The organism is Pseudomonas koreensis, from assembly GCF_036668835.1.
Lineage (GTDB): Bacteria > Pseudomonadota > Gammaproteobacteria > Pseudomonadales > Pseudomonadaceae > Aquipseudomonas > Aquipseudomonas koreensis_I.
The window spans coordinates 421753-435154 of sequence record NZ_JAZEVW010000001.1; the positions used below are offsets into that span (position 1 = coordinate 421753).

The 13402-nt window shown below is 60.5% G+C and carries 13 protein-coding genes and 1 pseudogene; 6 read left to right on the forward strand and 8 right to left on the reverse strand.

What is annotated here, in order from left to right:
- The first annotated feature begins 151 nt into the window (after window positions 1–151).
- Together V6F91_RS01785 and V6F91_RS01790 are read left to right on the forward strand one after the other, a co-directional pair.
- Entirely contained in the window at window positions 152–736 is a 585-nt protein-coding gene (locus V6F91_RS01785) for a hypothetical protein (RefSeq protein WP_332761894.1), read from the forward strand.
- A 66-nt stretch (window positions 737–802) separates the two neighbouring features.
- Entirely contained in the window at window positions 803–2116 is a 1314-nt protein-coding gene (locus tag V6F91_RS01790; RefSeq protein ID WP_332761896.1) for a sorbosone dehydrogenase family protein, read from the forward strand.
- 132 nt (window positions 2117–2248) lie between these two features.
- On the opposite strand, the gene V6F91_RS01795 is transcribed toward V6F91_RS01790, so the two are convergent.
- The 5 genes from V6F91_RS01795 to V6F91_RS01815 form a co-directional block, all read right to left on the reverse strand.
- Window positions 2249–2785 (reverse strand): C40 family peptidase, encoded by a 537-nt coding sequence (locus V6F91_RS01795; protein ID WP_016773700.1) that lies wholly within the window; start codon window positions 2783–2785, stop codon window positions 2249–2251.
- Between the two features lie 219 nt (window positions 2786–3004).
- Window positions 3005–3622: a C40 family peptidase gene (locus tag V6F91_RS01800; protein ID WP_090282434.1), complete on the reverse strand. Its 618-nt coding sequence runs from the start codon at window positions 3620–3622 to the stop codon at window positions 3005–3007.
- Between the two features lie 238 nt (window positions 3623–3860).
- Window positions 3861–4565, reverse strand: a complete 705-nt coding sequence (gene hda, locus V6F91_RS01805) for a DnaA regulatory inactivator Hda (RefSeq protein WP_007919828.1) — start codon at window positions 4563–4565, stop codon at window positions 3861–3863.
- Between the two features lie 205 nt (window positions 4566–4770).
- Entirely contained in the window at window positions 4771–5844 is a 1074-nt protein-coding gene (locus V6F91_RS01810) for an AI-2E family transporter (RefSeq protein WP_332761901.1), read from the reverse strand.
- A gap of 31 nt (window positions 5845–5875) precedes the next feature.
- Window positions 5876–6922 carry a DUF2066 domain-containing protein gene (locus V6F91_RS01815; RefSeq protein ID WP_332761903.1) on the reverse strand — a complete coding sequence of 349 codons (1047 nt, stop codon included), beginning with the start codon at window positions 6920–6922 and terminating at the stop codon, window positions 5876–5878.
- Between the two features lie 374 nt (window positions 6923–7296).
- Here V6F91_RS01815 and purM point away from each other — a divergent pair, with 374 nt between their 5' ends.
- From purM to V6F91_RS01830, 3 genes are read left to right on the forward strand one after another with little or no spacing between them, the layout of a single operon-like run.
- A complete protein-coding gene (gene purM / locus V6F91_RS01820; protein WP_332761905.1) occupies window positions 7297–8355 on the forward strand; it encodes a phosphoribosylformylglycinamidine cyclo-ligase in 1059 nt (352 codons plus the stop codon).
- Complete coding sequence (purN, locus tag V6F91_RS01825; protein ID WP_332761906.1) at window positions 8355–9005, forward strand: phosphoribosylglycinamide formyltransferase; 651 nt, start codon at window positions 8355–8357, stop codon at window positions 9003–9005. Before purM ends, purN begins: the two co-directional genes overlap by 1 nt.
- Before the next feature lie 8 nt (window positions 9006–9013).
- Complete coding sequence (locus V6F91_RS01830; protein ID WP_090282429.1) at window positions 9014–9727, forward strand: DUF3108 domain-containing protein; 714 nt, start codon at window positions 9014–9016, stop codon at window positions 9725–9727.
- Between the two features lie 266 nt (window positions 9728–9993).
- On the opposite strand, the gene V6F91_RS27335 is transcribed toward V6F91_RS01830, so the two are convergent.
- The 3 genes and pseudogenes from V6F91_RS27335 to V6F91_RS01840 form a co-directional block, all read right to left on the reverse strand.
- On the reverse strand, window positions 9994–10857 hold the full coding sequence (locus V6F91_RS27335; protein WP_423815312.1) for a methyl-accepting chemotaxis protein: 864 nt from the start codon (window positions 10855–10857) through the stop codon (window positions 9994–9996).
- Window positions 10849–11619: pseudogene (locus V6F91_RS27340) on the reverse strand (MCP four helix bundle domain-containing protein); the annotation flags it as partial. The gene V6F91_RS27335 and the pseudogene V6F91_RS27340, both read right to left, overlap by 9 nt.
- 137 nt (window positions 11620–11756) lie before the next feature.
- Window positions 11757–12803 (reverse strand): amidohydrolase family protein, encoded by a 1047-nt coding sequence (locus V6F91_RS01840; RefSeq protein WP_332761909.1) that lies wholly within the window; start codon window positions 12801–12803, stop codon window positions 11757–11759.
- Window positions 12804–12932: 129 nt separating this feature from the next.
- Between V6F91_RS01840 and V6F91_RS01845 the strand changes: the two genes are divergently transcribed.
- Window positions 12933–13349, forward strand: a complete 417-nt coding sequence (locus V6F91_RS01845) for an OsmC family protein (protein WP_332761911.1) — start codon at window positions 12933–12935, stop codon at window positions 13347–13349.
- Window positions 13350–13402: the final 53 nt, after the last annotated feature.

Genomic DNA, 13402 nt, shown 5'->3' on the forward strand with positions numbered 1-13402 from the left:
GGGTGGAGCGTCAATTAAAGAGGCGGCCATCGGGCGAGAAACTGTGATCGATCAATTATCTGTGGGCAATCTTGTGCCAGACTGCGACAAGTGATATCAAAGAGCCATGCTTTTCTCGAAAAAGCACACCACAACAATAAGGACGATGACGATGCAAGGCATGATCATCAGCAACCCGCGCCTGGAATTCCTGCGCCCGGTACTTGAACGCTGGTTTGACTGTATCGACCGCTACAACACCGTGCGCGGCGACGGCGACACGCCGTATTGGCATGATGAGAAGGCCAACCTCGGCCTGCTCTCCGCCGCCGCCTGGATGGCCGAGCTGGTGACCTTGAACGACACCGTCACTCGTAAACAGAACGAAGACGGCGAGCGCAATGCCCGCGCCGATCTGTTTATCGCCGGCAGCGAAGACCGCGCCTTCATTCAGGCCACCCAGCGCTGGCCACGGGTGAACAACCTCAACCTGACCCAGGCTCTTGCCGACATCACTCAGGACGCCAAACGCATCAGTTACGCCAGCGATCTCAAGCTCGGCTGCCTGTTCGTCGCCCCGCAAAAAGCCCAGCACAGCGCCAGCCCCGAGGAATTGCAGGACATGGTCGACGACCTGCAAAAGGAACACACCTGCGCCGTGGCCTGGTATTTCCCCTATGCCTACCGCAAATTGCACAGCGAAGCGGGCAACTATCATCCGGGCATCGCCGTGCTGTTCAAGGAAGCCCGCGGCTGAGCAGTTGAACCATCGGGCTTGCGCCCTCCTCTATGGTTAGGAATGCATTCATAGGGAAGATCAGCAATGCGCAAGCCCCACCTCGTTTTTGTCATCGCCCTCGCCGGCGGGCTCAGCGCCTGCGGCGAAACCTCCAGCCTGCAAGTCTCCGACGGCACTGGCCCGTCGCCGAAACTGCCGGAACCGAACAAGACCCTGATCCCGACGGTCAACATCGCCCCGGCGATCGGCTGGCCCGAGGGCGCAAAACCGACGGCCGCGGCCGGCACTCAGGTCGCCGCGTTTGCCGAAGGCCTCGATCATCCGCGCTGGCTGTACGTGCTGCCCAACGGTGATGTGCTGGTGGCCGAAACCAATGCGCCACCGAAACCGGACGACAGCAAAGGCATCCGTGGCTGGGTGATGAAAAAGGTCATGGGCAAGGCTGGCGCCGGTGTACCGAGCCCGAACCGCATCACCTTGCTACGCGATGCTGACAAAGACGGTGTGGCCGAGACCCGCACGGTGTTTCTGCAAAATCTCAACTCGCCGTTCGGCATGACCCTGGTCGGCAACGACTTGTACGTGGCCGATACCGATCGCCTGTTGCGCTTCAACTACGAGCCCGGCGCCACCGAAATCAAGACCCAGCCGATCAAGGTGGTCGATCTGCCGGGCGGCACACTGAACCATCACTGGACCAAGAACGTGATCGCCAGCAAGGACGGCAGCAAGCTCTACGTCACCGTCGGTTCGAACAGCAACGTCGGCGAAAACGGCCTGGATCAGGAAGAAGGCCGCGCGGCGATCTGGGAAGTCGATCGCGCCACCGGCAATCACCGGATCTTCGCCTCGGGCATCCGCAACCCCAATGGCTTGGCCTGGGAGCCCAGCAGTGGCGCGCTGTGGACCGCGGTCAACGAGCGGGACGAGATCGGCAGCGATCTGGTTCCGGACTACATCACTTCGGTCAAGGACGGCGGCTTCTATGGCTGGCCGTTCAGCTATTACGGCCAACATGTCGACGTGCGGGTCAAGCCGCAGAACCTCGACCTGGTGGCCAAGGCCATCGTTCCGGATTATGCGGTCGGCCCGCACACCGCGTCGCTGGGCCTGACTTTCGCCGAGGGCAACACGTTGCCGGCGCAATTCAAGGAAGGCGCCTTCATCGGCCAGCACGGCTCGTGGAACCGCAAACCGCACAGCGGCTATAAAGTGATTTTCGTGCCGTTCAGCGGCGGTAAACCGACTGGGCAACCGGTGGATGTGCTGACCGGTTTCCTCGACAAGGACGAGAATGCGCTGGGCCGCCCGGTAGGCGTGGTGATCGATCCGCAAGGCGGGTTGCTGGTGGCGGATGATGTGGGCAACAAGGTTTGGCGCGTTTCGGCCACCAAATAACTTTCGCTGCGCACATACAAATGTAGGAGTGAGCCTGCTCGCGATAGCGTCGTATCAGTCGACATCATCATTGACTGAACGACCGCTATCGCGAACAGGCTCACTTCTACATGGGATTGTGTGCGATTGGACTTACGGGTTATGCGCCAACTGCCCCGGCTGCAACACTCGTTTGGCGCTCAGATAGGCCTTCTGCCAATACGCCTTTGATAGGCTGTCGAGTTTGACCGTGCCGCCCGTTGCCGGCGCATGTACAAAGCGCCCTTCGCCGACATAAATGCCCGCGTGGCTGACCTGCGAGCCGCCGTTGGTGGCGAAGAAAATCAGGTCGCCGGTCTGCAAGCCTTCCTTGCCGACGTTCGGTGCCTGCATGACGATCATTTCGCGGGTGGAACGTGGCAGCGAGATTCCCGCTGCATCGCGGTAGACAAAACCGATCAGGCCACTGCAATCGAAACCCGAATCCGGCGTGTTGCCACCCCAGCGATAAGGCGTACCGACCAGGCCGAGCGCGCGAAACAGCACGTCTTCAGCAACCGGTGAAAAAGCCTGCGAGGGACCGAACACAATCGGCGCGCGAACCACGGGGGCTGGCGGCGGTGTACGACTGGCGCAGGCGCTGAGCAGCGCGGCGCAGAGGATCAAGGTGAGGCGGGCCGACATCGTCATAAGCAGAACATCCTGATCAGGCTGCGGCTTTTTCTGCCGAATGGACAGAAACAACACCGCCTGCGTCTGTACGCAGGCGGTTTGCCATCAATATGATTCAGGATTCTAGCGGCTACGCGGCAAACTTCAAGTAAGACTTTAACTTCACCCTGTAAAGTTTGTGCCTACTTCGTTTGCCGGTAGCCTGAGTGTCGCCACGAACGCAGCGACAACAGGAAATTACTTGCGCGCGGTGACCACGGTCGGAGCGTTCGCCAGTGCGCGTTTCGCTTCGATGAAGGTCTTGCTCCAGTAGCTGTCACCCAGGCTGTCGATGCGCACACCGCCACTGCGACGACTGCTGGAGTGGATGAACTGGTTGTCGCCCAGGTAGATCCCCGCGTGACTGACCCGGCCGCGACGGCCGTTGGTGGCGAAGAACAGCAGATCGCCCGGCTCAAGGTTGCTGCGCGCAACCAGCGGCGCATCAACGTTGATCATTTCGCGGGTGGAGCGCGGCAGATTCATGCCGGCTTCTTCGCGGAACAGGTAACCGATGAAGCCGCTGCAATCGAAACCGGCTTCAGAGGTACCGCCGAAACGGTAACGGGTACCAATCAGGGACATGCCGCGTTCGAGAATGCTGTCGGCCAGAACAGGAAGCTGATAAGGCTTCTTGCCGTTGAATTCGTTGAGTTCTTTTTCGGTGTCCAGCTCTTCCTGATAAATAACGGAAGACTGGGCCGTGGCGGAATTTTTAACCTGTTGAGGCTGCTCTTGAACTGGAGAATGAGCAGCACAACCGTATAACAGGGTGACGAGTGCGAGAGGCACGAGGGGTGCGAAGCGCTTTAGCATGGGCACGACCGTGGCTGATGGTTGTAAAGAAGCCGAGACTATGCCCGCTATCGTCCTCATTTGCAAATTCAATCGAACTTTATGTGACTTGGCGGTTTCTCGTTTACATCTAAGCGCTTAAGCCCATTTGATCAGATACGCGGCCTGCAACCCATGCAGGAATGCGGATTTTCTGGCGCCTGAAAGATGCCGCCCTCGCGCCTGAAATCCGCTGAAACCCGCAGTGCAGCAGGCGCGGCTACCAGCCGAGAGTCTCTTTGAGGAAGGGAATGGTCAGCTTGCGCTGCGCCTGCAAAGAGGCTTGATCGAGCTGTTCGAGCAGATCGAACAACGCACTCATGCTGCGCGTGCCGCGAGTCAGAATGAAGTGCCCGACCTCGTCGGTCAGATGCAAACCACGACGCGATGCGCGCAATTGCAGCGCACGCAATTTGTCTTCATCGGAAAGCGGGCGCATCTGGAAGATCAGCGCCAGGGTCAGGCGCGATTTCAGGTCGGCCAGTTTTACCGGCAGTTCACGTGGAGAAGTCGACGCAGCGATCAGCAGGCGCCGACCGCTGTCACGCAGACGATTGAACAGGTGAAACATCGCCTCTTCCCAATCCGCCTTGCCGGCAATCACCTGCAAGTCGTCGAGACAGACCAACTCGTATTGTTCGAGGTTGTCGAGGATTTCGACGCCGCGGTCCATCAACTCGGCCAGCGGCAGGTACACCGCCGGCTCGCCCATCTGTTCGAAACGCAAGCACGCGGCCTGCAACAGATGCGTACGCCCTACGCCGTGTTTGCCCCACAGGTAGATCAGGCTCTCTGTCCAGCCGGCGTCGGCTTCGCACAGACGCTCGACATAGCCGAGTGCAGCGGCATTGGCGCCTGGGTAGTAGTTGATGAAGGTGGCGTCGTCACGCAGACGCACACCTAGGGGCAGCTGAATCGGTTTCATGCTGACTGAACGGTTACCAAGGAACCGTTAGTGGCCTCTGTGTAAAGTTGGCGAAGTTTATACCCGTGACGCTGAGCGCACAATGCGACAGAGTCCAAGCAAAACAAAGGTTTGCGTTAACACGCTGGTTTCCTGACAGTTTCTTTGGCGCAAGCGCTCAAGGAAAACGGGGCTACCCGGCCGCTCGCCGGGCCGCCCTTCGCCATTACAACTCCGGCTCGTCCACACCACTATAGATGTCGGAATCCTTGTACAGGTCGTGCACATGGCGCACCAGAACCATGATCACCGCCGCCACCGGCAGCGCCAGCAACACCCCGGTAAATCCGAACAGCTCGCCACCGGCGAGAATCGCGAAAATCACCGCCACCGGATGCAGGCCGATGCGGTCGCCCACCAGCAGCGGTGTCAGCACCATGCCCTCCAGCGCCTGGCCGACCATGAACACGGCGACGATGCCGACCATCGGGTACAGATCACCACCGAACTGGAACAACCCGGCGATCAGCGCCGCGCCGATACCGATCACGAAGCCCATATAAGGCACGATCGCCGCCAGACCTGCGATCAGGCCGATCAACAGCCCCAGTTCCAGACCGACGATCATCAGCCCCGCCGCATAGATCACGCCCAGCGCCAGCATCACCAGCAACTGCCCGCGCACGAACGCGCCGAGCACTTCATGGCATTCGCCGGCCAGCGCCACCACGCGCTCTTCGCGATCACGCGGCAGCAGGCTGCGGATCTTCGCCATCATTACGTCCCAGTCGCGCAGCAGGTAAAAGCTCACCACCGGAATCAGCACCAGATTCGCCAGCCAGCCAATCAACGCCAGACTCGACGCCGTCGCCTGGCTCAGCACCACGCCGACGATGTCGGTGGTCTGGCCCATGTGTTCACTGATCGCCGCTTTGACCTTGTCGAACTTCCAGAAACCATCCGACAGCCCCAGCTTCGCCTGCGCCCACGGCACCGCGGTGTGCTGCAGCCAGTCGAGCATCTGTGGCGCCAGCTCGTACAGACGCAGCAACTGCTTGGCGAGCATCGGCACCAGCACCAACAGCAAGGCAGTGACGATCAGAGTGAACAAGGCGAATACCGCGATCACTCCCCAAGTACGTGACAAGCCCGCGCGCTCCAGCCGATCCACCAGCGGATCGAACAGATAAGCCAGCAGCAGCGCGACCAGGAACGGCGTGAGGATCGGGTGCAGCAACCATACAAACGCGCAAAGCAGGACTACCCCACCGAGCCAGAACCAACGCCGCGTATCGGCCATTTACCACTCCTGCTTCTATATAAAGAAAGATTTACCAACGAAAGCGTAACGACGGCGCCGCCGCTATCGGAGCTGGCGCTGCCACCGGTGCAGCACCCGCTTCCACAGGCTGCGGCGCTGGCGCTTCTGGCGGCAACTCCTGCAACTTCGCCAGCGAGAGCTGCGCACGCAACTGCTCGGCACTGCCGTTGACCCGGTAGACGATACGATCGCCATCGACCGTCTGCAGACGCACGCCGAACGGTTCGAGTAACCGCAACAGCGCCGCGTAATGTTCCAGATTCATGCCCTGCACTTCGAGGGTCTGCTGCCCCGAAGCGCCGGGCTTGACCACAAAGCGTGGCGCCAGGCGCTCGGCCACGGCCAGCATCACCGCATCGGCCACGGCAGCTTGATCGGCGCCCTGCACGCTGCCGGCTTCTTTCTGATCACCCAGCCACAGACGCCATTTGGCCTGCCACTGCCCGCCCTCTTCGCGGGCATGCACCGCCAGCAAGGCGTCGGCGTTGTAGCGTTCGGAAGCATTGCGCAGCGGCGCGGCATCGGCGCCTTCGAGTGTCGGCGCGGTGGCGACCAACTGCTCGCTCAGGTCGGCCAGCGGCAGGCGTAGGGGCAAGCCACGATGCTGCGCGGCTGTACGCAATGGCGTCGCCGCGGCCTGACCGTCACCGACCAGACTCGACCCTTCAGTCGAATCGTTCAGCCACCAACCGAGGATAGACGGCCGATTGGCGCCCCACAGCGACAAGCCGGCGCGACGCAGCGCCTGTTCACTGGTCGCCGGGTCGAAATCGACCTTGAGCACTTCCGGCGGCCCGGCATCGAAACCGAATTGACTGATGATCTGCTGCGGGTCCTTGCGAATCGCCGCCAGGCCGGGACTTTGCGGGGCTTTCGGGTCACCGGTCAGGCGCAGCACCAGCGTGTCGAGCGCCGCCTGCGTGGCGCGATCGCGCTCTTCCGGCGCCTGGCCAGTGACTGGCTGGCGTACCTGATAAAGACCTTTGAGATTTTCGGCGTGACTCGCCAGGCTGAGCAGCGAAAGACAGCCTACAAACAAAAATTTAGCAAAACGCATGGAGAATTCCCGTCGACAGGAGCGGCTGGAACAGGCCGCGTGAACCGCTTGAGCAAGGCTGTGACCCTTGGCCTGCGCAAAACATTCACACGGCGGCGGTAAGTTTTTGCACAGTGATAACGATAGACGGTTAATGGCCACACCTTATACAGACGTTCAAGGCGCTGGATTGTAAAAAAATTCCGCGGATATGGCCCTGCCCGTCGGTGCGAGGATGGCCGCTGCCCCTCAAGCCTGATAAAATCGCGCGCCTTCGCAGACCGGCAACAGCCGGGCACCCCGAAACTCGCGTGAGGCCACCGCCACCTCGATTTCGATGTTCCCGCTGAACTCGGTCGTTACCCCCTGAATCCCCTCCCCTAAAGGCCTGGATCATGAGCAAGCAACCCTCCCTGAGCTACAAGGACGCCGGTGTAGACATCGACGCCGGTGAAGCATTGGTCGAACGCATCAAGAGCGTCGCCAAGCGCACTGCGCGCCCGGAAGTCATGGGCGGCCTGGGCGGTTTCGGCGCCCTCTGCGAAATCCCGGCCGGCTACAAGCAGCCCGTGCTGGTGTCCGGCACCGACGGCGTCGGCACCAAGCTGCGTCTGGCGCTGAACCTGAACAAGCACGACAGCATCGGCATCGACCTGGTCGCCATGTGCGTCAATGATCTGGTGGTGTGCGGCGCCGAGCCGCTGTTCTTCCTCGACTACTACGCCACCGGCAAACTCAACGTCGACACCGCCGCCCAGGTAGTGACCGGTATCGGCGCTGGCTGCGAACTGTCGGGTTGCTCGCTGGTGGGCGGCGAAACCGCTGAAATGCCCGGCATGTACGAAGGCGAAGACTACGACCTGGCCGGCTTCTGCGTCGGCGTGGTGGAAAAGTCGGAAATCATCGACGGCTCGAAAGTCGCCACCGGTGACGCGCTGATCGCCCTGCCATCGTCCGGCCCGCACTCCAACGGCTACTCGCTGATCCGCAAGATCATCGAAGTCTCCGGCGCAGACATCGAAAACATCCAGCTCGACGGCCAACCGCTGACCGACCTGCTGATGGCCCCGACCCGTATCTACGTCAAACCGCTGCTCAAGCTGATCAAGGACACCGGCGCCGTCAAGGCCATGGCCCACATCACCGGTGGAGGCCTGCTCGACAACATCCCGCGCGTGCTGCCAAAAGGCGCCCAGGCCGTGGTCGACGTCGCAAGCTGGACCCGCCCTGTGGTGTTCGACTGGCTGCAAGAAAAAGGCAACGTTGACGAGACCGAGATGCACCGCGTCCTGAACTGCGGCGTCGGCATGGTCATCTGCGTGGCTCAGGAACACGTTGAAGTGGCCCTGAACACCCTGCGTGACGCTGGCGAGCAGCCTTGGGTGATCGGTCAGATCGCCGCGGCTGCCGAAGGCGCTGCCCAGGTCGATCTGCAGAACCTTAAGGCTCATTGATGTCCGCACCCTGTGATGTCGTGGTGCTGTTGTCCGGCACCGGCAGTAACTTGCAGGCCCTGATCGACAGCACGCGGACCGGCGACAGCCCGGTCCGTATCGCTGCAGTGATTTCCAATCGCGCCGACGCCTACGGCCTGCAACGCGCCAGTGATGCGGGTATCGCCACCCGCTCGCTGGATCACAAGGCATTCGAAGGCCGCGAGGCCTTCGATGCTGCACTGATCGAACTGATCGACGAATTCCAACCGAAACTCGTGGTACTGGCCGGCTTCATGCGCATTCTCAGCGCTGATTTCGTCCGTCATTACCAGGGTCGTCTGCTCAATATCCATCCGTCGTTGCTGCCCAAATACAAAGGGTTACACACTCATCAGCGTGCGCTGGAGGCCGGCGACACGGAACACGGCTGCTCGGTGCACTTTGTCACTGAGGAACTCGATGGCGGGCCACTGGTCGTACAGGCAGTATTACCGGTAGAGTTGCACGACACGCCGCAGAGTCTGGCGCAGCGCGTCCACGTTCAGGAACACCGGATTTACCCATTGGCGGTACGCTGGTTTGCCGAAGGCAGGCTGGCTCTCGGGGAGCACGGTGCTTTGCTGGACGGGCAGTTACTCGCCGCCAGCGGCCACTTGATTCGAATCTAGGAGATATTATGCGTCGCGCCCTGCTCTTCGCTTGCGCTCTGCTCGCCCTGCCCTTCGCGCAGGCAGCGGACCTTCAACCGTTCTCCGCCAGCTACACCGCCGACTGGAAGCAGCTGCCCATGAGCGGCACCGCCGAGCGCAGCCTGGCCAAGGAAGCCAACGGCGTGTGGAAGCTCAGCTTCAAGGCCTCGATGATGATCGCCAGCCTGACTGAAGAAAGCACCCTGACGCTGGACAAGGACACCTTGCTGCCACAGTCCTACCACTTTGAACGCGGTGGTCTGGGCAAAGCCAAAAAGGCTGATCTGGATTTCGACTGGAACAACAAACTGGTCACCGGCACCGACCGTGGCGACGCGGTGAAGATCCCGCTGAACCGTGGCATGGTCGACAAGTCCACCTATCAACTGGCGCTGCAGCATGACGTGGCCGCCGGCAAGAAGACCATGAGTTATCAAGTGGTCGATGACGGCGAAGTCGATACCTATGACTTCCGCGTACTGGGCTCGGAAAAAGTCGAGACCAAGGCCGGCAAGATCGACGCGATCAAAGTCGAACGCGTGCGCGACCCGACACAAAGCAAGCGCATCACCGTGCTGTGGTTCGCCAAGGACTGGGATTACCTGCTGGTTCGCCTGCAGCAGGTCGAGACCGACGGCAAGGAGTACAACATCATGCTCCAGGACGGTACGGTCAACGGCAAGGCTGTCAAAGGCAGCTGATTCGTTGCAGGAACCAGGAGCCCCGCGAAAATGCGGGGCTTTTTATTGGCTGCTGGATTGGAGATTTGTGCCTGGCCTGGCCCTCACCCCAGCCCTCTCCCACAGGAGAGGGAGCCTACCGAGGTGTCTTTTGCTGTACGTCGACCTGAATCACTGAGTCGATTTTCCATTCCCCAAAGCAGTACCAAACCATCGCAAATCTCCAAATCCCCGCAATCAGTCCCCTCTCCCCCCGGGAGAGGGCTAAGGTGAGGGGCTTTTCGCACTCAAACCGAAAACCGCGCCACCATCCCGTTCAAATCCACCGCCAACCGCGACAACTCCTGACTCGCCGCACTGGTCTGATTGGCCCCGGCCGAAGTCTGCATCGCCAGATCGCGAATGTTCATCAGGTTACGGTCCACCTCCCGCGCCACCGCTGCCTGCTCTTCCGAAGCGCTGGCGATCACCAGATTGCGTTCATTGATCAGGGTAAACGCCGAAGCGATCTCTTCCAGCGCCATACCGGCAGACTTGGCCAGTTCCAGCGTCGATCGGGCGCGCGTATTGCTTTGCTGCATCGAACTGACCGCCGAATCGGTACCCTGCTGAATCCCGCCGATCATCTGTTCGATTTCCTGCGTTGACTGTTGGGTGCGATGGGCCAAGGCCCGCACTTCATCGGCGACCACCGCAAAGCCACGTCCGGCGTCACCAGCGCGCGCGGCTTCGATCGCGGCGTTCAAGGCCAGTAGATTGGTCTGCTCGGCGATCGAACGAATCACATCAAGCACTTTGCTGATGCCATGAATCTTCTGCGCCAGGTCTTCGACCTTGGCCGCGTTCTGGGTCACGTCGCCGGCGAGGAATTCGATGGATGTCACCGTTTGTTGCACCTGCTCGCGACCCTGGCGGGCGATGCGGTCGGATTCGCGCGACGCTTCTGAAGTGGCCACGGCGTTGTTCGCCACCTCCTCCACCGCCGCGGTCATCTGGTTGACCGCCGTGGCAGCCTGCTCGATTTCCTGGCTTTGCTGATGCAAGCCGCGGGTGGCGTCTTCGGTGACGCTGCTCAGTTCTTCAGAGGCCGAGGCCAATTGCGTGGACGACTCAGAGATGCGTCGAATCGTCTCGCGCAGGTTGAGCTGCATGCTCTTGAGTGCCTGTAATAGCCGCGCCGGCTCGTCTTTGCCGGCGATGTGAATATCGCCGGTCAAATCACCGCCGGCGACGACTTCGGCCACGCTGAGCGACTGGGTCAATGGCACGACGATGCTGCGGGTCAACAACCACGCCAGGCCAATGGTGATCAGCGCAGTCAAGGCAATCATCGCGGCAACCCAGACCCGCGACTGGTTGAACACCAAACGCGCCGCCTCGGTAGCCAGATTGGCATTGTGTTTATTCAAGTCGACCAGTTCGCGCAGGGTGACGGCGATCTCGTCGGCCAGCGCGCTCATCTGCTCATTGAGAATCGCTGAAGCGTCGGCCACCCGATTCTGCCCCGACAGCTGCACCACCTGCGCCTGAAACTCAAGGTACTTCTGTTCGGCGACCTTGAAGCGATCGAACAGCGCTCGCTCTTCAGGCAAGGCGATAAGCCCTTCATAGCGTCGCTGCGTGTCAGTCAGACCATTGCGCAGCTCGCTGAGCTTGGCGACGTTCTGCTCAAGCGCCTTGGGGTCTCGATTGAGCAGCAGGCGCATGGTCAAGGCGCGCAGACGCAGCATGTCCTGACTCATGTCCCCGACCGCCATCACGCTCGGCAGCCAGTTGTTGTCGACCTCATCGGACTGCGCGCGCATGTTCGACATCTGCAGCAGGGCGAATGCGCCGAGAGCAAAGACCATCAACGCCAACAGGCCAAACCCGACGCCGGCGCGCGGGGCGATATTGAAATTACGGATGTTCATGACACTGGCTCCTTCCAAAAGCGCTGCATCAGCCTGCAGCGGGTTGCTTTAGAAGGTATCGGCATTGCCCTGAAATTGCGTAAGACGAAAAGGCGATAGGCAGACGAGCGGCTAGTTCGAACCGCTGTCTTAACGTCTCAGTGCGGGTCAGCGCTTTTGAGCGTATTGCGCGGCAGCATCGCCAGGAAGTTATCCCGCGCAACCTTACGGGCCACCGCCTCCGGCAGTGCGTCCAGAAACGGTCGATAGCTGTGCATTTCCTGACCGAGCTTGTTGAATCGTCCTACCACGTCAGAGCCGAGCATGAAGCGATCAGGGTACTTTTCCACCAGCGCCAGCCACTCCGGCCGAGGTTTGCCCTGCTTGTCCAACAGGTACGGCGTGAGCATGCTCCATGACAGATCGATGAACAGGTTCGGATACGCCTCGAGCATCCGCGTCAGGGTCGGCAGCAGAAACGGCAGCTGCTTTTGATGCCGATGGATTTCCGCACTGGTGCCCGCATGCGCCCAGATGAAGCGGGTGTGCGGATGATTACGCAGCGGCTCTTCGACTTCCTGCAGGTACAGCGGATTTTTCTCACGCTTGGAGGTGATGTTGGAATGCAGCATCACCGGCAGATCATTTTCCGCTGCAAGGTGATAGATCTTGGTCATCGCTTCGTTGTTGGCTCGCGGCGTGTCGCCGGCGGTAAGCGCAGTCAGATCGTCGTGCCGGGTGAATACTTCGCCGATGCCCTGCCATAGCCCGGGGAAGAGGTCGAGCATGCGCTGGATGTGCGCGGCAGAGTTTTTGTCGTTGGGGTTGAAACCCGATAAAAACGGATGGAAGTACGGGCGCTGTTCCGGGGGCAGCTTTTGCACCGCATCGGCGATGATCACATCGGTGGCGCTGTACCAGTAGGCGTCGGCATCATCACCAGCGTAATAGCGCGGGCGCTTGGGTTCGTCCTCGTGCCACTTCTTCGCCACGGGAATGCCGGAAATCATCACATGCTCGATGGCATTTTCTTTCATTGCCGTCAGCAGTTTCGCCATGCCAGCGCTTTCCTGGAAAAAATCCACGTAATGCAGGTGCGCATCGCTGTAGGTGTATTCGCGGGCATGGGCAGTCCCGGTAAAAGCCAGAAGGCAGGCGACAATCAGACGCGACAAAAACACAAGTAATCTCCGGCAGGTGGGCATAGCCTAGACCCCGCCCGCAGGAAAAGGGTTCAGCCCTCACGGAAAGCGGAACGCGTACCGGTGGGAATGTTCTATAACTGCAAGGTCTTCCCTGACCCAACGATTTTTCCTGCTGCCTGTGAGGTTCTCATGACTGTTACCGTCAATACCGTCTCCGCTGAAGGCTATCGTCATACCGTACAAATCGATGACCACGAACTGTTTGCCGACGTGCCGAAAACGGCCGGCGGTGAAGGTTCGGCGCCAGAGCCGCACGATTATTTCGATGCCGCACTCGGCACCTGCAAAGCGCTGACGCTGAAGATGTACGCGAAGAAGAAGGACATTCCGCTGACCGGCGTGGGCGTCGACGTCAAACGCGACAACAGCGAAGAGCAGAAAGGCAAATACGTCCTGCACGTCACCCTGACCCTCAAAGGCGTACTCACCGACGCGCAACGCGACGAACTGCTGCGGGTCGCCGACCGTTGCCCGATTCACAAACTGATGACCACCAGTGACGTGACGATCGAAACCCACACCCCGCAAGGCTTCGACAGCCAATAATCCTCCCATGGCCAGCGGCGGGTTATGCTTCTGGCATCGCCCGCTCAGCCTGG